Below are 17791 nucleotides of genomic sequence, written 5' to 3' on the forward strand. Positions count from 1 at the left end.
TTTTTGTTTCCACTGCATGATTACATGTGCGATTGCGACAACATGTGCAGGACTAGGCGCCCAGTCGAAGGCAGTACGCCAGTACGGCGAGACGCAGGCAACAACGTCCTGCCCATGCTGTCAAGCGTGGCGCTTGAAGTCGCGGAAGCGGAAGCCAACCAAAAAGAGGGTGGCAAAATACGCCACGCCGCACAGGGCCACCACCAGGGCCAGCGCGCCGGCCCGCAACAGCGGATGGGCTTGCATAGCGATCCAGTCGATGCGCATGGCGCCAGCACACGCCACGCCGCCCATCACGACGAGTGCCGGCAGCAGGCGCAGGAAGAACTTGGCCCAGCCCGGTTTTGGCTGGTAGATGCCGCGCTTGCGCAAGCCCCAGTACAGGAAGCTGGCGTTCAGGCAGGCGCCCAGGCCGATCGACAGGGCCAGGCCGGCCACGGCGATGTAGGGCACGAACAGCAGATTCATCAGTTGCGTGGCGATCAGCACGCCGATGGCGATTTTCACGGGCGTGCGGATATCCTGGCGCGCATAGAAGGCGGGCGCCAGGGTTTTCACCAGGATGATGCCGATCAAGCCCAGGCTGTAGGCCACCAGCGGCTGCGTCGACATGGTCACGGATTCAGCCGTGAACTTGCCGTAGTGAAATAATGTCGCGATCAGCGGCGTGGCCAGGGTCGCCATGCCGACGGCGGCGGGCAGGGCCAGCAGGAAAGTCAGGCGCAAGCCCCAGTCCAGCAGGGCCGAGTATTCCGTCTTGTCGCCATCGACATTCGCCTTCGACAGGCTGGGCAGCAAGATGGTGCCCAGGGCTACGCCCAGCATGGCGGTGGGGAACTCCATCAGGCGGTCCGCATACGACAGCCAGGAAATGCTGCCCTCGGCCAGGCGCGACGCGATACTCGTGTTGATCATCAGGCTGATCTGCGCTGCCGAGACGGCGAACACGGCCGGTCCCATCTTTTTCAGCACGCGGCGCACGCCGCCGTCGGACAGGCCGATGGCGGGATTGATCGACAGGCGCGGCAGCATGCCGATCTTGATCAGCGCGGGTATCTGGATCGCTACCTGCAGCAGGCCGCCGGCGAACACGGCAATGGCCATGGCGTAGATCGGCTGTTTCAAGTACGGCGCGAGGAACAGCGAGGCGGCGATGAACGACAGGTTCAGCAAGACGGGGGTGAACGCGGGTATCTTGAATTCGCGCCAGGTATTCAGGATGCCGCCGGCCAGGGCCACGAAAGACATGCAAGTAATATACGGAAACATCAGGCGCGTCATCCATACGGCCGCGTCGAAGGCCCCTGGGTCCTTGGACAGGCCCGTGGCGATCGCGTACACGAACCAGGGCGCGCCGACGATGCCGATGGCGGACACGAGCAAAGTGGCCCAGACGAGGGTGGTGGCCACATGGTCGGCCAGTTGCTTGCTCGCTTCCTGGCCATGCTGGTTCTTGTATTCAGACAAGATCGGCACGAAGGCTTGCGAGAAGGCCCCTTCGGCAAACAGGCGGCGCAAGAGGTTGGGAATGCGGAAGGCAACGATGAAGGCGTCCGTGTAGGCGCCGGCGCCAAAGGCGCGCGCGAACAGGCTTTCGCGCAATAATCCGGTTACACGGGACAGCATGGTCATGCTGGAAATGGCGGCGAGGGTTTTAAGCAAGTTCATGGGGGCAGATTATAGCCGGGCGCGGTACCGTTAAACGGTTAAAATATGGTAACAAGCGGGTAACAAGCGGGGCCGATTCGCCCTTGCCAGGCCCATTTTCACGTGTTTTTGGCGTGACACACGGTTTTTTGATTTGCCCCCGCTTGAAAATATCGCTATAATCGAAGGCTGTACAGAATTCTGTTACGCAGACACTAATGTTTGACAGGCACTGGTTTGGCACACATGGTTCGGCAGACGCACAGAACGCACCGGTTGGCAAACACTAATGTTTGCAAACGCACTTTGACCCTGTTTTAGGAAATTCCATGGCAAATACCGCACAAGCGCGCAAACGCGCTCGTCAAGCAGTTAAGCAAAACGCACACAATTCGTCCCAACGTTCGACCTTGCGCACGGCTATCAAAGCTGCTCGCAAAGCGATCCAGGGCGGCGACAAGGCAGCTGCTGCTGCAATCTTCCAAGCATCCGTGTCGACCATCGACCGTATCGCTGACAAGAAGATCATCCACAAAAACAAGGCAGCTCGCCATAAGAGCCGTCTGGCAGCTGCTTTGAAAGCACTGTCCGCTTAATATTCGCCAGCAGGCAAGCCGCCACGGCGGCCTTGCCTGTGCCGGTACGCTGGCACTGGTTGAAAAGCAAAAACCCGCAGATTCATTCTGGCGGGTTTTTTCGCGTTTTTTCAGGATTTTTTGCGGCCGCACCCGCCAGCGGCAGGCCGCGGCCGCGCTGGCCTAGCGTGTCCCTGGCAAGTTGCCGATGCTCATGCCCGGCTTGATGTTCTTTTGCTTGAACCAGCCCAGGTTCATTTCCAGCGCATAGCGCACGGGCACGGTCTTCGTGGAGCAATGGCTGTCGAGCGTGTGCGGCTGCATGTCTTCGATGTTGACGATCTTGCCGCCGGCATCGATAAAGGCCACGGACAGGGGCAGCGGCGTGTTTTTCATCCACATGCATTGCGTCGATGGGTTGCCAAAGACGAACAGCATGCCCGCATTGGCCGGCATCTTTTCACGGTACATCAAGCCCTGTTCGCGCTGCTCTTCCGTGGCGGCCACTTCCGCCTGGATCAAATGCATGCCAGCCGACAGTTGCACGCTCTTTGTTTGAGCTTGAGCAATGTTGGTGCCGGCCAGCAGGGCGATGGACAGGCTGAGATGACGTAGGGAATTTTTCATGGGGCGGGACGGTGGCTGCGAAGCGGCGATTAAGCCATGCTGGCGGCTGCCTGGTCAAGCATGCTGCCTGTCCGCGCCGAAAGCGTGGGGTTACAGCAACATGGCTGCTGCCGTAACCCCGGGAATTACCCTTGCTTCTTCCTACTTCTTACTTCTTGCTGCTTACTTCACCGGCTTGCCTGCCTCGGCGGCCGGCTGCTTCGCCTTGCGGGCCTGGGGAACCAGGCGCGGGGCATCCGTCGCGGCCGAAGCCTTGGTCGATGCGCCCGAACGCGCCGCATCCGTCGCGGCCGAAGCGTTGACGGTGGCCGACGCCGGCGGCACCGGCTTGACGGCGTCGGTCGCGGCCGACGCATGGCTGGCTGCCGAAGCGGGCGGCGGCTTGACGGCATCGGTCGCGGCGGAAGCGTGCACCTTGGCGCCCGATTGCGCCAGTGCGGCGCCGGCAAGCAGGGAAGCGGCCAGGGCCAGGATTACTTTTGTCATCATCTTTCCTTTTCTATCATGTTAAGGTGGGATGATTTTAATGCATTATCTAAAAATAAATAGTGCATCTTGGCAAAATTCGGCGACGGGGGCGTTTTTTCTTGTCCGGTTCACGCTTTTCCTATGTTTTCGGCCGGCACTTCGCACCATTCGCCGGGCAGCAAGGGGTGGCTGGCCAGGGAAAACGGGCCGATGGCGCTGCGCACCAGGCGCAGCGTGGGCAGGCCGACGGCGGCCGTCATGCGCCGCACTTGCCGGTTTTTCCCTTCTTTCAGGGTGATCGCCAGCCATGAGGTGGGCTTGTCGGCGCGCGCGCGGATCGGCGGATTGCGCGGCCACAGCCAGTCCGGCTCGGCGATGCGCACGGCCTTGCACGGCTTGGTGATGAAGTCGCCCAGGTCCAGCGGCGCCTGCAGGCGCGCCAGGTTGGCCGCATCGGGCACGCCGTCGACCTGCACCAGGTAGGTTTTCGCTTCCTTGCGGTCCGGGTGGCTGATCTCGTGCTGCAGGCGGCCGTCGTCCGTCAGCAGCAGCAAGCCTTCGCTGTCGGCATCGAGCCGGCCGGCCGGGTAGATGCCGGGGATGGTGATGTGGTCGGCCAGGGTGGCGCGGCCCTCCTGCGGCGAAAACTGGCACAGGACCTGGAATGGTTTATTGAAGAGGATGAGTGGCATGCTGGTAAGGGAATTGATGTAAGCGATGGTGGCTGCTGATCGGCGCCGCAAAAGCGTGGCGCCCTGTAAGATACTGGTGCATAATGTGAAATGTTAGTCTTATGTCTTATAGAAGACTTGAGGCGGTATGGCAATGCGGTTCTTTGGCGCCGCGGGTGGCCCGGGTGTTCTTTCCCTGCTAAAGTGCGTTGTTGCCGCCCTGTTCGGACTTGTTTTTGTAAACTCTGCAACCGCAGAGCGCGTCGCCGGCCTGTGTTGCCCGCCAGCGGTGTGTCCCACTTCGGAGATCACGATGTATCAACATATCACTGTACCTGCTGACGGCCAAAAAATCACCGTCAACGCCGATTTTTCGCTGAATGTACCAGATAATCCCATCGTTCCCTTCATTGAAGGCGATGGCACGGGCATCGATATCAGCCCCGTCATGATCAAGGTAATCGACGCGGCCGTGGCCAAGGCCTACGGCGGCGCGCGCAAGATCAGCTGGATGGAAATCTATGCGGGCGAAAAAGCGACGAATGTGTACGGCCCCGATGTGTGGCTGCCGGAAGAAACCTTGGCCGTGCTGAAAGATTACGTGGTCTCCATCAAGGGTCCGCTGACCACGCCCGTCGGCGGCGGTATCCGCTCGCTGAACGTGGCCTTGCGCCAGCAGCTCGATCTGTACGTCTGCCTGCGCCCCGTGCGCTACTTCACGGGCGTGCCATCGCCCGTGAAAGAACCGGAAAAGACGGACATGGTGATTTTCCGCGAAAACTCGGAAGATATCTATGCCGGCATCGAATACCAGCAAGGCTCGCCCGAAGCGAAGAAACTGATGGATTTCCTCGTCAATGAAATGGGCGTGACCAAGATCCGCTTCCCGGCCACGTCGGGCCTGGGCATCAAGCCCGTCTCCATCGAAGGCACGCAGCGCCTGGTGCGCAAGGCCATCCAGTATGCGATCGACAATGACAAGCCATCCGTGACGATCGTGCACAAAGGCAACATCATGAAATACACGGAAGGCGGCTTCCGCGACTGGGCATATGCGCTGGCGCAAAAGGAATTCGGCGCCGAGCTGATCGATGGCGGCCCGTGGTGCAAGTTCAAGAACCCACGGACGGGCCGCGACATCATCGTCAAGGATTCCATCGCTGACGCGTTCCTGCAACAGATTTTGCTGCGTCCGGCCGAATACAGCGTCATCGCCACCCTGAATTTGAACGGCGATTACATTTCCGACGCGCTGGCGGCGCAAGTGGGCGGCATCGGCATCGCGCCGGGCGCCAACCTGTCCGATTCCGTCGCCATGTTCGAAGCGACGCACGGCACGGCGCCTAAGTACGCGGGCAAGGATTACGTGAACCCCGGTTCGCTGATTTTGTCCGCGGAAATGATGCTGCGCCACATGGGCTGGCTGGAAGCGGCCGACCTGGTGATTTCCTCGATGCAAAAATCGATCGCCTCGAAGCGCGTCACCTATGATTTCGCCCGCCTGATGGAAGGCGCCACGCAAGTGTCGTGCTCCGGTTTCGGCCAGGTGATGGTCGAGCACATGTAAAAGAAACGGGGCAGGGTGCTGCGCGCCCTGCGGACGAAAAAAAACCCCGCTTCAAGGAAACGGGGTTTTTCACATCTGAGGGCCGGCGATGCTTAGGCTGCTTGGATGTTGGAAGCTTGCTTGCCTTTAGGGCCTTGCGTGACTTCGAATTGAACTTTTTGACCTTCTTTGAGGGTCTTGAAACCGTTCATGTTGATTGCGGAGAAATGAGCAAACAAATCTTCGCCGCCATCATCTGGAGTGATGAAGCCAAAACCTTTGGAATCATTGAACCACTTAACTGTACCTGTTGCCATAAAAAGAACTTTCAAAATTAAAACAAATCACACGAGCCATAAAAGCAAGAAGCTTCTTGCCCCCTCCTCGACGTCTCACTTCTTATCAAGCTGTACATTACTGCAACAGTCGATACAGCATTGTTGGCGGAATAAATAATGAAGTCAAGCGCTTTTCCATCGATATTGCCAAATTCTTCACGGCAACCAAAAAAGCAACTCTTGATTTTGACGGCAAGGTCGCCATCTGCGCACTATTAAGAAAACGCGTAAGATTGAAAACAATTGGAAAGGCGTAGATATTGCGCATGACAACCACTGTGAAAGCATTAGAATAAGCGTATGGCAACCAAGCACGACACAGAAACCCTGCTGGAGCGGCAAGTGCTGAAGCCGCCACCGCTCTACCAGGTAGCCTTGCTCAATGACGACTACACCCCCATGGAATTTGTGGTGGCCATCATTCAGGAGTATTTCAACAAGGACCGTGAAACGGCGACGCAAATCATGCTCAGTGTTCATCGCTACGGCAAAGGAGTGTGCGGCGTGTTCTCTAAAGATATAGCGTGTACCAAAGTGGAGTTCGTTTTAACGCATGCGCGCAAGGCGGGGCACCCCCTGCAGTGCGTGATGGAGGAAGTATGATTGCGCAGGAATTAGAAGTAAGTTTGCACATGGCGTTTGTCGAAGCTCGGCAGGCACGGCACGAATTCATCACGGTTGAGCATTTACTGCTGGCACTGCTGGACAATCCCTCCGCTGCCGAGGTGTTGCGTGCCTGCGCGGTCAATATTGAAGACCTGCGCAAGACCCTCACCAATTTCATCGGCGATAACACGCCGACCGTGCCTGGCACGGGCGAAGTCGACACCCAGCCGACGCTTGGTTTCCAGCGCGTGATCCAGCGCGCCATCATGCACGTCCAGTCCGCCTCGAATGGCAAGAAGGAAGTCACGGGCGCCAATGTGCTGGTGGCCATCTTCGGCGAAAAGGATTCGCATGCTGTCTACTACCTGCACCAGCAGGGCGTGACGCGCCTGGACGTGGTCAATTTCATCTCGCACGGCGTGCGCAAGGACCAGTCGACGGAAAGCGCGAAAGCCTCCGAAGGCGTGGAAGAGGCGCCCGTCGACGGCCAGCCGAAGGAAAGCCCGCTCGACCAGTTCACGCAAAACCTGAACAAGGCCGCTGCCGAAGGCAAGATCGACCCGCTGATCGGCCGCGAGGAAGAAGTCGACCGCGTGATCCAGATCCTGTGCCGCCGCCGCAAGAACAATCCGCTGCTGGTCGGCGAGGCGGGCGTGGGCAAGACGGCCATCGCCGAAGGCCTCGCCTACCGCATCACGCAAAGCGACGTGCCGGAAATCCTGCAGAATGCCGTCGTGTATTCGCTGGACATGGGCGCCTTGCTGGCCGGTACCAAATACCGCGGCGACTTCGAACAGCGCCTGAAAGCCGTGCTGAAACAGCTGAAGGACAATCCGAACGGCATCCTGTTCATCGACGAGATCCACACCATCATCGGTGCGGGCTCGGCGTCGGGCGGCACCCTGGATGCGTCGAACCTGCTGAAACCGGCACTGGCCAACGGTCAATTGAAATGCATCGGCGCGACCACGTACACGGAATTCCGCGGCGTGTTTGAGAAAGATCATGCCTTGAGCCGCCGCTTCCAGAAAGTGGACGTCAACGAGCCAACCGTCGAGCAAACCGTGCAAATCTTGCGCGGCCTCAAATCGCGCTTCGAAGAGCACCATGGCGTGAAATACTCGGCCTCGGCCCTGTCGACGGCGGCCGAACTGGCGGCGCGCTTCATCAACGACCGCCACTTGCCCGACAAGGCGATCGACGTCATCGATGAAGCGGGCGCGGCGCAGCGCATCTTGCCGAAGTCGAAGCAAAAGAAAACCATCGGCAAGGCCGAGATCGAGGACATCATCGCCAAGATCGCGCGCATTCCGCCGCAAACGGTCAACCAGGACGACCGCAGCAAGCTGCAGACGATCGACCGCGACTTGCGCAATGTTGTGTTCGGGCAAGATCCCGCCATCGATGCGCTGGCGTCGGCCATCAAGATGGCCCGTGCCGGCCTGGGCAAGACGGACAAGCCGATCGGCTCCTTCCTGTTCTCCGGTCCGACGGGTGTCGGCAAGACCGAGGTGGCGAAACAGCTGGCCTTCATCCTCGGTATCGAGCTGATCCGTTTCGACATGTCGGAATACATGGAACGCCACGCCGTCAGCCGTCTGATCGGCGCGCCACCGGGCTATGTCGGTTTCGACCAGGGCGGCTTGCTGACGGAAGCGATCACCAAGAAGCCGCATGCGGTCTTGCTGCTCGATGAAATTGAAAAAGCCCATCCGGACATTTTCAATATCCTGCTGCAAGTGATGGATCACGGCACCTTGACGGACAACAATGGCCGCAAAGCCGATTTCCGCAACGTGATCATCATCATGACGACGAATGCGGGCGCGGAAAGCTTGCAAAAGACGTCGATCGGCTTCACCAACTCGAAGCAGGCTGGCGACGAGATGGCCGATATCAAGCGCATGTTTACGCCGGAGTTCCGCAACCGCATCGACGCGACCATCAGCTTCCGTTCGCTGGACCAGGAAATCATCCTGCGCGTGGTCGACAAGTTCCTGATGCAGCTGGAAGAGCAGTTGCACGAGAAAAAGGTCGAAGCCGTGTTTACCGAGAAGCTGCGCGCTTTCCTCGGCAAGAAAGGCTTCGATCCGCTGATGGGCGCGCGGCCGATGGCGCGCCTGATCCAGGACATGATCCGCAAGGCCCTGGCCGACGAACTGCTGTTCGGTCGCCTGGTGACGGGCGGACGGGTCACGGTCGACCTCGACGACAAGGACCAGGTCTTGCTGGAATTCCCGGAACCGCCAGATGCGGCGCCGACGGCTGCGCCGGAAACGGTGGAAGTGGAATAAGCTTCCTGCCGTCAACAAAAACCCGCCCACGCAAGTGGCGCGGGTTTTTTTACGCCCGTAAGTGAGTAATGGAAACTATTATGCAAATTGCCTTGTTTAAAAAAAGGTATTGCTTTTGCATCAGCTATGCAAGAATCGTGATCCCGGTGTCGGCCTTGCCCCGCATCGTTTCCATGACCGCTGACTGCTCGTTGAAAGACTGCCTACATGAAAATTTCCCGTACTCTCGCCTTCCTCCTGTTGTCCGCCGGCTTGCTGGGGAGCGCTGCCGCCGCTGCCGCGCCTGCCGGCAGCTACTTCCGCTTTCCCGCCGTGCGCGGCGATACCGTCGTCTTCACGGCCGAAGGTGACTTGTGGAAAAGCAATCTGCGCGGTGGTGCGGCGCAGCGTTTGACCACGCATCCGGGCTATGAAACGAATGCGGCGATTTCGCGCGACGGCCAGTGGATCGCCTTTTCGGCCGCCTATGAAGGGGCGCAGGAAGCGTATGTGATGCCGCTGGCCGGCGGCTTGCCGCGGCGTATTTCGTACGACAATGGCGGCGTGCTGGTGCTGGGCTGGACGGCGCAGGGCGAAGTGCTGGTCAGCACGCAAAATACGGACGGTCCCGCGTCGCGCCGCATCGTTGCCGCCATCGATCCCGTGAAACAGACGCGCCGCGTGTTTCCCGTGGCCGACGCCAACGATGCCGTGCTCGACGACGCCGGCAAGACGCTGTTCTTTACGCGTTTCGGCCTGGCCATGACCAACGACAATGTGCGCAACTACCGGGGCGGCGCGCATGCCGTCCTGTGGCGCTATGACCTTGATGGCAAGGGCGAGGCCGTGCGCATGCACGCGGAACCCGCTGTGTTGGCTGGCAACAACAAGCGCCCCATGTGGTGGCAGGGCCGTGTCTACTATATCAGCGACGCGGGCGGCAGCGACAATCTGTGGAGCATGCTGCCCGACGGCTCCGACCGTCGCGTCTTGACGAGCCACACGCAGTGGGACGTGCGCAATGCTTCCCTGGGCGACGGCAAGATCGTCTACCAGCTGGGCGCCGATTTGCACGTGCTCGACCTGAACGTCCCGGCAACGGGCGCCTCGCAGCCGCTGGCCATCAGCCTCGTGTCCGATTTCGACCAGCAGCGCGCGCGCCAGATCCGCTCACCGCTCGATACCTTGAGCAATGTCCAGGTGTCGGGCAAGGATGAGCGCATCATTCTTACTGCAAGGGGCCGTGTCAGCGTCGCCGGCACGGGTAGCCTGCGCCGCGTCGACATCGCCATTCCGGAAGGGGCGCGGGCGCGCGACGCCGTCTTTTCCAGCGACGAGAAATCCGTCTTCGCCATCGTCGACACGAGCGGCGAGAATGAAATCTGGAAGTACGCCGCCGATGGATCGGGCAAGGGCGAGCAGCTGACGACGCAGGGCGATAATCACCGCTGGAAATTGTATCCGTCGCCGGATGGTCGCTGGCTGGCCCACACGGATAAAAAGGGCCGTTTCTGGCTGCTGGATCTGGCGACCAGGGGCAACCAGCTGATCGACGATGCGGGCAAGGCGGGCGTGGACAAGCACGACGAAGTGCAATGGTCGCCCGACAGCCGCAACCTGGCCATCGTGCGCGTGGCCAGCAACGAGCAGCGCGAGCAGATCGGCTTGTACAACCTCGCGTCGAAGCAGCTGCAATTCGTCACCAGCGACCGCTACACGTCTGGTTCGCCCGTGTTTTCGCCGGACGGGCGCTGGCTGTATTTCTTGTCGGCGCGCAATTTCCAGCTGGCCAACGGTTCGCCATGGGGCGACCGCAACATGGGCCCCGTGTTCGACAAGCGCACCGGCGTGTATGCGCTGGCGCTGCAGCCGGGCAACCGTTTCCCGTTCCAGCCCGACGATGAGCTGAGCCGTCCGGGAGTGAAACCGCCCGAGACGGACGATGAAAAGGCGGCCGAATCGGCGGCGGAAAAAGCGCTGGAAAAGGCGGGCGGCAAGGGCGCCGTGAAAAAAGCGCCGGCCGCCTTGCCGGCCATCGTCAGCCAGGGTCTGGCCGAACGCCTGTATGAAGTGCCGCTGGCGGCGGGCAATTACAGCGCGCTGGCCGCCGATGACAAGCGCCTGTATTTCCTCGAGCGGGACAGCGGCGAAAACAAGTCCAGCCTGAAGACCTTGGCAATTGGCAACACCGGCTCCAAGCCGGAATTGCTGGTGGCCAATGTGCGCGAATTCGACCTGGCGCAGGACAAGAAGCATTTGTACTACCGCACGGCGGCGGCTACTGGACCGGGCGAGATGCTGGTGATCGAGGCGGGCGCCAAGCTGCCGGCCGACCTGTCGAAGGCCAAGGTCAAGGTCGACGACTGGACTTTCGTGTCGAATCCGCGCCTGGAATGGAAGCAGATGTTCAACGACGCCTGGCGTTTGCACCGCGATTTTCTCTACGACGCGAAGATGCGCGGCGTGGACTGGAAGGCGGCGCGCGACAAATATGCGCCGCTGGTCGAGCGGGTCACGGACCGTGCCGAACTCAATGACGTGCTCGGCATGATGGTGGCCGAAGTGGGCGCCCTGCATTCGCAGATCCGCCCCGGCGAATTGCGCCGCACGGAGCAGGAAGGCACGCCGGCGGGCCTGGGCGCCGTGCTGGCGCGCACCAGCGACGGCTACCGGGTCGAGCATGTCTACCGCAGCGAAGCGGAGCTGCCCTCGGCGCGCGCCCCCCTGTCGCGTCCCGAAGTGGAGGTGCAGGCGGGCGACGTGATCACGGCCGTCAATGGCAAGGACGTCTTGGGCGCGCGCGACATCAGCGACCTGCTGCTGAATCAGGCTGACAAGCAGGTGTTGTTGCAGGTCAGGCGGGGCAAAGGCGCGCCGCGCGCCGTCATCGTCACGCCCGTCAACATGGCGAAACAGACGGCGCTGCGCTATGGCGACTGGGAATTGAGCCGCGCCGAGCAGGTGGCGGCCGCCTCGCAGGGGCGCATCGGCTACCTGCATTTGCGCGCCATGGGGCCGAACGACATCGCCTCGTTCGCGCGCGATTTTTATGCGAACATCAACCGCGAAGGCCTGGTCATCGATGTGCGGCGCAACAACGGCGGCAATATCGACAGCTGGATCATCGAAAAACTGCTGCGCAAGGCCTGGGCCTACTGGGCGCCGCCGGGCGTGCAGCCGTCGTCGAACATGCAGAATACCTTCCGCGGCCACCTGGTCGTGCTGGTCGACGAACTGACGTATTCGGATGGCGAGACCTTCGCCGCCGGCATCAAGGCCCTGGGGCTGGCGCCGCTGGTGGGCAAGCGCACGGCCGGCGCGGGCGTCTGGCTCAGCGACAATACGCGCCTGGCCGACAATGGCATGGCGCGCGTGGCGGAAAACGGCCAGTTCGGCATCGACGGCCAGTGGCTGATCGAAGGCGTGGGCGTGGTGCCGGACGTGGAGGTGGAAAATCCGCCGCACGCCACCTTCAATGGCGTCGACCGCCAGCTGGAAGTGGCGCTCGACATGCTGGCGAAAAAGCTCAGGGAGCAGCCGCGCCCCGCCTTCCAGGCGCAGCCGATCCCCGCGCTGAAGTAGTCCCGCTACAGGCCGCAGGCGGCCTTGAACTGCTGCGCGCGGCGGCGCGACACCTCGACCACGCTGCCGTCCAGCAGGCGCAGGTCGAGGCCATCGGCCGCATTCGGCGCCACTTGCGTCACCTGCGCCAGGTTGACGATCTGGCGCCGGTTGGCGCGCAGGAACAGGGCGGGATCGAGCCTTTCTTCCAGCTGGTTCAGGGTGCGCAGCATCAGCGGACGCTGCGCGCCGAAATGCACGCGCGTGTAGTTGCCTTCCGATTCCAGCAGGCGGATATCGTCAAACGCCACGAACCAGCAGCGTTCCCCATCCTTGATGAAGACTTTGCGCGGCGCGGGCGGCGGCACGGCTTGCGCCCGCGCGCCGGCGCGTGCCAGCGCCGTGGCCAGGCGTGCCGCCTGCACGGGTTTTTGCAGGTAGTCGAGGGCGCTGACCTCGAACGCCTGCAGCGCGTACTGGTCGAAGGCCGTGCAAAAGATGACGTCGGGCGCATTATCGAGCGCGGCCAGCAGGTCGAAGCCGGAGCCGCCCGGCATCTGCACGTCGAGCAGCAGCAGGTCGGGCCGCAGCTTGCCGATCTGCGCGACGGCGTCGGCCGCGCTGGCCGCCTCGCCCGCGATTTCGACGGCGCCGCACTGCACGTGGGGCGCCAGCAGGCGCCGCAGCTCGGCGCGCGCCAGGCGCTCGTCATCGACCAGCAGTACCTTGAGCGGATGGCCGTTCATGCCTGCTCCGGCAGGTGGATGGTGGCATGTACCCAGCCCGCCTGTTCGCGCAATTCCAGGCTGGCGCGCTCGCCGCAAGCCAGTTGCAGGCGCTGGCGCGCATTGCGCAGGCCGACGCAGGTAGAGTTGCCCGGTTCGCGCAAGGCACCCGTGTTGGCCACGTCGATCTGCAGCATGGCCGCGCCGTCGGCGGGGCTGGCGCGCCGCACCGCGATGCGGATGTCGGCGCCCTCGGCGCTTGCTTCGACGCCGTATTTGACGGCGTTTTCCACCAGCGTCTGCAGGGCCATGGGCGGCACGCGCACGTGTTCCACGTCGGGCGCGCTGATTTCGATCGCGAAGCTGACGCGCAGGCGTTCCTCGAAGCGTATCTGTTCGATGGCCAGGTAGGCGCGCACGGCGTCCAGTTCGGCCGCCAGCGGCACCGTGGCGTGCTGGCCCGATTGCAGCGCGTGGCGCATCAGGCCTGCCAGCTGGTCGATCATGTGCGCGGCCGCTTCGCGGTCTTCGAAGATCAGGGCGCGCACGCTATTGAGGCTGTTGAAGAAAAAATGCGGATTGACTTGCGCCTGCAGGGCGCGCAGTTCGGCCTCCCGTCCGTGCAGCTGCAGGCGCAGGGTTTCCGCTTCCAGGCGAGCGGCGCGGCGCAGCGACAGCGCGGTGAAGTAAAACACCGTCCAGGTCAGGAAGACCCCGAACCAGAACAGCAGCGCGCCAGGCAGCCAGGCGATGCCGCGCAGGAGGTCGGGCGGATACATGGCGTGGAAGGCGGCCGTCACACTGGCCGTCTGGATGGCGGCCAGCAGGATCAGCGACGGCACGATGCGTTTCCAGCGCAAGCCGTTTGCCGCCCAGCCGCGCCGGCGCAGCACGCCATGCCACAGGTGCGACAGCAGCAAGCCGCCCAGCGATCCCCAGCAGGCGATGGTCGCGACGATGCGCAGTTGCGAGGAGCCGCCGTACACGCTGTTGAACAGGGCCAGCGCGCCCCAGCCGGCCAGCTGGAAGGTCCAGTACCAGTCGATCCGGGCCAGCAACGGGGGGCGGTGGGGTGGCGTCATGGCTCAACGCAGGAATTGCTCGATCTGGCCGAACATCCAGTCCGGCTGGTCGTACATGATGAAGTGGCGCGCCGTGTCGGCCAGAGCGATCTGCACGCCGGGCAGCTGGCGGTACTGCTGCTGGAACGTGGCCTCGATGGCGGCGCGCGGCGCGTAGTCCTTGTAGGCGATCCAGGTGCCCAGCACCAGCGTGGGCGACTGCACTTTCGCCACGTCCTGGCGCAAATCGCTGGCCATCAGGGTGCCCATGGCCTTGATCACCGTTTCGCGGTCCGAGCGCTGGCCCCAGCCGATGATGCGTTCCACGTCGGCCGGCGCGCTGGCCATGGCCGCGACGGTGCGGCGCTGACTGGCGCTGGCGGCAGCCGCATCCTGGGCCCGCATGGCCGCCTGCATCTGCTGCGACATGGCTTGCAGCTGCTCCGGCGTGATGGAGGGCAGCTGGGTCGCGCCCAGCGCCGGCAGCGAATCGACGATCACCAGCTTGCCCGTTTGCGCCGGATGGTCGATGGCCATTTTCAGGGCCAGGAAGCCTCCCAGGCTATGCCCGATGATGGTTGGCTGGCCCAGTTTGTGGGTGCCGATGTAGTCGGCCAGCTGCTGTTCCGCCTGCGCCAGCAAGTCGCCTTCGATGGGCGCCACGCCGGCAAAGCCGGCCAATGTCAGCACGTGGCATTGGCGCGCGGCTTGCGGGCCGCACAGGCGCGCCACCGTGGCTTGCCACACTTCGCCCGAGGATGCGAGGCCGGGAATCAGGATCAGGGGACGGCCTTGTCCGGTGACCTCGACCGTGAAGGCCTGGGGCGCGGCGGCCTGGCTGGCGCCCGCCAGCAGCGCGGTACTGAGCAAGATCAATGTTTGCAGTGTTCGTTTCATGGGGTACTCCTCCTTGACGACCATGCTAGCGGCGCCGGGAACGCGCGGCCAGCGCCGCGGGATGAGCGGCGCCAGGACGGGATGAGCGGTTCAGATCCACCCATCGTGGTCCTGGCAGTGGTCCGGATGGTAGGTCAGGTATTGCACCATGCGCGGCGCCGGGCCGCGGTTGGGCGTGGCGCAATGGGGCAGGGCCTGGTGCCAGATGATGAAATCGCCGGCCATGCCTTCGACGGGCACGGGCCGCAAGTCGTCGACGGCCCATTCGCGCGGCTGGCGTCCTGGCGGCACTTGCCGCAGCCAGCCGGCCATGCGGTGCTGGAAGCCGGGCACGCAGTGGAATGCGCCGTGCTGCGCCGGACAGTCGCTCAGGTACAGCATGCCTTGCAGCTTGAACGGAATCGGCTGCTGCAGGCTGACGTCCCAGTGCAGGGCGCTGCCGAGGAAACGGTGCTGCGGCGTTTCCGGAGCATTGAAGCTCACCTTGTCGATGCTGGCGTAGATGCCGGCGCCAGTGCCATATAGCTGCTGGTAGGCGTGGCGGATGTGCGCGACGTGGCGGTTTTCCTCGAGGGCCGGGTGGTCGGAAAACTGCAGCATCAGGCCCCGCTTGCCCGGGTGCGGCTGGTACCACGATGCCGCATCATCCGGGCTGGCGCCCAGGTAGTCCCAGATGGCCGCCCGGGCAGCGGCGCACTGCACGCGCGGCACGGCGCCGCGCAGCACCAGGTAGCCGTGCTCCTCGAAATGGTGCAGCTCGGCGGCGGACAGCACGTCCTCGTGCGCGCTGGCGGCATGGGCCGGGCGTGGGCGCGTGCGCGCGGCGATCCAGTCCGTGTAGGCTTGCAGGGTCGGCCGTTGCTGATACAGGAAGTGCAGCGCGTCTTCCATCGAAATGCCGCGTGCGTACAGCGCCTTGATGTCGCTGTGGTCGCGCGCCAGTCCCAGGTTGCCGCTCGCGGCGCCTTGTCCCGTGCAGCGCTGCCATAAATCGTGCAAGTGAGCCCAGTCGTCCATGGTGTTTTTTGTCTGGTTGGAAAAATCAGCCGGCGCGCAGGCGGCGCCACAAGGTGGTACGGCTGATGCCGAGGTACTGGGCGGCGGCGTCGCGGCGCCCGCCGAAGCGCGCCAGCACGGCGCTGGCGCTTTCGTCTTCCAGGCGCGGCGCGGCGGTGGCGGCGGCTGGCGCCGGCAGCGCCGCCGCCGTGCCGCCAGCGCTGGCCAGTTCCGGCGCCACGCCCAGCACGAAGGCGGGCGTGAGCGCCTGCAGCGGTTCTGCCGCCAGGAACAGCGCCAGGCGCTCGGCCAGATTGCGCAGTTCGCGCACGTTGCCGGGCCAGTCGTAGCGGCGCAGCAGCGGCGCGCAAGCCTGGATTTCCGCGTGCAGGTTGGGATGCGGGCGGGCGCCCAGCGCCGCCAGCGCGTTTTTCAGCGACCATTCGGCCAGGCCGGGAATGTCGCTGGCGCGTTCGCGCAAGGCGGGCAAATGCAGGCGCAGCACGGCCAGGCGATAGAACAGGTCGGCGCGGAAGCGTCCTTCGCGGATGCGCTGTTCCAGGTCGCAGTGCGTGGCGCTGATGATGCGCACATTGATGGCGATGGGCCGCGTGCCGCCCACGCGCACCACTTCGCGCTCTTCCAGCACGCGCAGCAATCGCGTTTGCAGGGCCAGCGGCATTTCGCCGATTTCGTCGAGGAACAGGGTGCCGTGGTTGGCCGCTTCGAACAGGCCCGCATGGCCGCCCCGGCGCGCACCCGTGAAGGCGCCATCCTCGTGGCCGAACAGCTCCGATTCCAGCAGCGATTCGGCGATGGCGCCGCAATTGATGGCGATGAAGGGCCGGTTCGCGCCCAGGCTGCGCGGGCTTTCGCGGTGGATCGCCTGCGCCACCAGTTCCTTGCCGCTGCCCGTCTCGCCCTGGATCAGCACCGTCGCCGGCGAGCGCGCATACAGCACCACCGACTGGCGCAGCGCTTCCATCGCTTCCGATTCGCCGCGCAGATCGTGCAGGCCGTGGCGCGCGCGCAGGGTGTCGGCCACCACCGCGCGCCGGCCCCGGTTCGATTCGATCTGGGTCAGGCGCGCCAGTTCCAGCGCGTCGTCGAAGGCGCGCCGGATGGCCGTGGCCGAATACACGAAGACGGCGGACAGTCCCGCCTCTTCGGCCAGGTCGGTGACGAGGCCCGCGCCGACGACGGCCTTGACGCCGGCCGCCTTCAATTCATTGATCTGCGCGCGCGCGTCTTCCTCGGTGGCGTAGGTGCGCTGGGCGATCTGGAAGCCGAAGGTGGCGGCGAATTCGGCCAGTTCCGGCATCGGATCCTGGTAGGTGACGACGCCGATGTGCGGCGAGATGCGCCGCGCGCGCGCCAGCGCCTGCATCACGTCGTAGCCGCTGGCCTTGGCGATGATGACGGGCACCGACAGGCGGCCTTTCAGGTAGGCGCCGTTCGAGCCGGCCGCGATGACGGCGTCGCAGCGCTCGGTGGCCATGCGTTCGCGGATGTGGCGCACGGCGTCGTCGAAGCCCAGGTTGATCGGTTCGATCGTCGCCAAGTCGTCGTATTCGAGCGTGATGTCGCGGAACAGATCGAACAGCCGCGACACGGAGACGGTCCAGATGACGGGTTTGTCGCGGTGGTCGAGCGGAGGTTGGGGAGGGCGGCGCATGCTTTATTCTAAACGATTTGTTTCATTTTCTTGCCATGCAACGGCGTTGCAACGGGCGTGTTGCAAGTGGTCTGTGGCGTTTCAGATATTGCCAATAAGGAATATGAAAAAACCGCCGGAAACTG

At 63.2% G+C, this 17791-nt stretch carries 15 protein-coding genes; 5 read left to right on the plus strand and 10 right to left on the minus strand.

Annotated elements, in window-relative coordinates:
• Window positions 1–120: 120 nt before the first annotated feature.
• On the minus strand, window positions 121–1668 hold the full coding sequence (gene murJ / locus O3300_RS25750) for a murein biosynthesis integral membrane protein MurJ (RefSeq protein ID WP_305054498.1): 1548 nt from the start codon (window positions 1666–1668) through the stop codon (window positions 121–123).
• Between the two features lie 308 nt (window positions 1669–1976).
• On the opposite strand from murJ, the gene rpsT reads away from it, so the two are divergent.
• Window positions 1977–2243 carry a 30S ribosomal protein S20 gene (gene rpsT / locus O3300_RS25755; RefSeq protein ID WP_010395935.1) on the plus strand — a complete coding sequence of 89 codons (267 nt, stop codon included), beginning with the start codon at window positions 1977–1979 and terminating at the stop codon, window positions 2241–2243.
• A gap of 162 nt (window positions 2244–2405) precedes the next feature.
• Here rpsT and O3300_RS25760 read toward each other — a convergent pair whose 3' ends face one another.
• The 3 genes from O3300_RS25760 to O3300_RS25770 all read right to left on the minus strand — a co-directional run bounded on the left by O3300_RS25760 (window position 2406) and on the right by O3300_RS25770 (window position 4009).
• Window positions 2406–2849, minus strand: coding sequence for a DUF192 domain-containing protein (locus O3300_RS25760; RefSeq protein ID WP_305054499.1), 444 nt, complete (start codon window positions 2847–2849; stop codon window positions 2406–2408).
• A 162-nt stretch (window positions 2850–3011) separates the two neighbouring features.
• The gene (locus O3300_RS25765) at window positions 3012–3335 is read right to left on the minus strand and encodes a hypothetical protein (protein ID WP_099665052.1); all 324 of its coding nucleotides are present in this window, start codon (window positions 3333–3335) and stop codon (window positions 3012–3014) included.
• Between the two features lie 110 nt (window positions 3336–3445).
• Entirely contained in the window at window positions 3446–4009 is a 564-nt protein-coding gene (locus O3300_RS25770) for a pseudouridine synthase (RefSeq protein WP_305054500.1), read from the minus strand.
• A gap of 292 nt (window positions 4010–4301) precedes the next feature.
• On the opposite strand from O3300_RS25770, the gene icd reads away from it, so the two are divergent.
• Window positions 4302–5555 (plus strand): NADP-dependent isocitrate dehydrogenase, encoded by a 1254-nt coding sequence (gene icd / locus O3300_RS25775; protein WP_099665050.1) that lies wholly within the window; start codon window positions 4302–4304, stop codon window positions 5553–5555.
• Window positions 5556–5647: 92 nt separating this feature from the next.
• On the opposite strand, the gene O3300_RS25780 is transcribed toward icd, so the two are convergent.
• On the minus strand, window positions 5648–5851 hold the full coding sequence (locus O3300_RS25780; RefSeq protein ID WP_010395943.1) for a cold-shock protein: 204 nt from the start codon (window positions 5849–5851) through the stop codon (window positions 5648–5650).
• A 321-nt stretch (window positions 5852–6172) separates the two neighbouring features.
• Here O3300_RS25780 and clpS point away from each other — a divergent pair, with 321 nt between their 5' ends.
• The 3 genes from clpS to O3300_RS25795 all read left to right on the plus strand — a co-directional run bounded on the left by clpS (window position 6173) and on the right by O3300_RS25795 (window position 12333).
• The gene (gene clpS / locus O3300_RS25785; RefSeq protein WP_034751577.1) at window positions 6173–6475 is read left to right on the plus strand and encodes an ATP-dependent Clp protease adapter ClpS; all 303 of its coding nucleotides are present in this window, start codon (window positions 6173–6175) and stop codon (window positions 6473–6475) included.
• Entirely contained in the window at window positions 6472–8772 is a 2301-nt protein-coding gene (gene clpA, locus O3300_RS25790) for an ATP-dependent Clp protease ATP-binding subunit ClpA (protein ID WP_035825884.1), read from the plus strand. The genes clpS and clpA overlap by 4 nt, the downstream gene beginning before the upstream one ends.
• A 207-nt stretch (window positions 8773–8979) precedes the next feature.
• The gene (locus O3300_RS25795) at window positions 8980–12333 is read left to right on the plus strand and encodes a S41 family peptidase (RefSeq protein ID WP_305054501.1); all 3354 of its coding nucleotides are present in this window, start codon (window positions 8980–8982) and stop codon (window positions 12331–12333) included.
• Window positions 12334–12338: 5 nt separating this feature from the next.
• Here O3300_RS25795 and O3300_RS25800 read toward each other — a convergent pair whose 3' ends face one another.
• From O3300_RS25800 to prpR, 5 genes are all read right to left on the minus strand, one after another.
• Window positions 12339–13058 carry a LytTR family DNA-binding domain-containing protein gene (locus O3300_RS25800; protein ID WP_305054502.1) on the minus strand — a complete coding sequence of 240 codons (720 nt, stop codon included), beginning with the start codon at window positions 13056–13058 and terminating at the stop codon, window positions 12339–12341.
• Entirely contained in the window at window positions 13055–14119 is a 1065-nt protein-coding gene (locus O3300_RS25805; RefSeq protein WP_305054503.1) for a sensor histidine kinase, read from the minus strand. The genes O3300_RS25800 and O3300_RS25805 overlap by 4 nt, the downstream gene beginning before the upstream one ends.
• 3 nt (window positions 14120–14122) lie before the next feature.
• On the minus strand, window positions 14123–14995 hold the full coding sequence (locus O3300_RS25810; RefSeq protein WP_305054504.1) for an alpha/beta fold hydrolase: 873 nt from the start codon (window positions 14993–14995) through the stop codon (window positions 14123–14125).
• Window positions 14996–15085: 90 nt separating this feature from the next.
• The gene (locus O3300_RS25815; RefSeq protein WP_305054505.1) at window positions 15086–16012 is read right to left on the minus strand and encodes a phytanoyl-CoA dioxygenase family protein; all 927 of its coding nucleotides are present in this window, start codon (window positions 16010–16012) and stop codon (window positions 15086–15088) included.
• Between the two features lie 25 nt (window positions 16013–16037).
• Window positions 16038–17666, minus strand: coding sequence for a propionate catabolism operon regulatory protein PrpR (prpR, locus tag O3300_RS25820; protein ID WP_305054506.1), 1629 nt, complete (start codon window positions 17664–17666; stop codon window positions 16038–16040).
• Window positions 17667–17791: the final 125 nt, after the last annotated feature.

This window comes from Janthinobacterium sp. SUN206, assembly GCF_030587305.1.
Lineage (GTDB): Bacteria > Pseudomonadota > Gammaproteobacteria > Burkholderiales > Burkholderiaceae_D > Janthinobacterium > Janthinobacterium kumbetense.

What these genes read in the sequence shown, in the direction of transcription:
- O3300_RS25760 (WP_305054499.1), bottom strand. Translation starts at nt 2,849, where the DNA reads ATGAAAAATTCCCTACGTCATCTCAGCCTGTCCATCGCCCTGCTGGCC.
- icd (WP_099665050.1), top strand. Translation starts at nt 4,302, where the DNA reads ATGTATCAACATATCACTGTACCTGCTGACGGCCAAAAAATCACCGTC.
- O3300_RS25780 (WP_010395943.1), bottom strand. Translation starts at nt 5,851, where the DNA reads ATGGCAACAGGTACAGTTAAGTGGTTCAATGATTCCAAAGGTTTTGGC.
- O3300_RS25815 (WP_305054505.1), bottom strand. Translation starts at nt 16,012, where the DNA reads ATGGACGACTGGGCTCACTTGCACGATTTATGGCAGCGCTGCACGGGA.
- O3300_RS25770 (WP_305054500.1), bottom strand. Translation starts at nt 4,009, where the DNA reads ATGCCACTCATCCTCTTCAATAAACCATTCCAGGTCCTGTGCCAGTTT.
- prpR (WP_305054506.1), bottom strand. Translation starts at nt 17,666, where the DNA reads ATGCGCCGCCCTCCCCAACCTCCGCTCGACCACCGCGACAAACCCGTC.
- O3300_RS25795 (WP_305054501.1), top strand. Translation starts at nt 8,980, where the DNA reads ATGAAAATTTCCCGTACTCTCGCCTTCCTCCTGTTGTCCGCCGGCTTG.
- O3300_RS25800 (WP_305054502.1), bottom strand. Translation starts at nt 13,058, where the DNA reads ATGAACGGCCATCCGCTCAAGGTACTGCTGGTCGATGACGAGCGCCTG.
- rpsT (WP_010395935.1), top strand. Translation starts at nt 1,977, where the DNA reads ATGGCAAATACCGCACAAGCGCGCAAACGCGCTCGTCAAGCAGTTAAG.
- O3300_RS25810 (WP_305054504.1), bottom strand. Translation starts at nt 14,995, where the DNA reads ATGAAACGAACACTGCAAACATTGATCTTGCTCAGTACCGCGCTGCTG.
- clpA (WP_035825884.1), top strand. Translation starts at nt 6,472, where the DNA reads ATGATTGCGCAGGAATTAGAAGTAAGTTTGCACATGGCGTTTGTCGAA.
- murJ (WP_305054498.1), bottom strand. Translation starts at nt 1,668, where the DNA reads ATGAACTTGCTTAAAACCCTCGCCGCCATTTCCAGCATGACCATGCTG.
- clpS (WP_034751577.1), top strand. Translation starts at nt 6,173, where the DNA reads ATGGCAACCAAGCACGACACAGAAACCCTGCTGGAGCGGCAAGTGCTG.
- O3300_RS25805 (WP_305054503.1), bottom strand. Translation starts at nt 14,119, where the DNA reads ATGACGCCACCCCACCGCCCCCCGTTGCTGGCCCGGATCGACTGGTAC.
- O3300_RS25765 (WP_099665052.1), bottom strand. Translation starts at nt 3,335, where the DNA reads ATGACAAAAGTAATCCTGGCCCTGGCCGCTTCCCTGCTTGCCGGCGCC.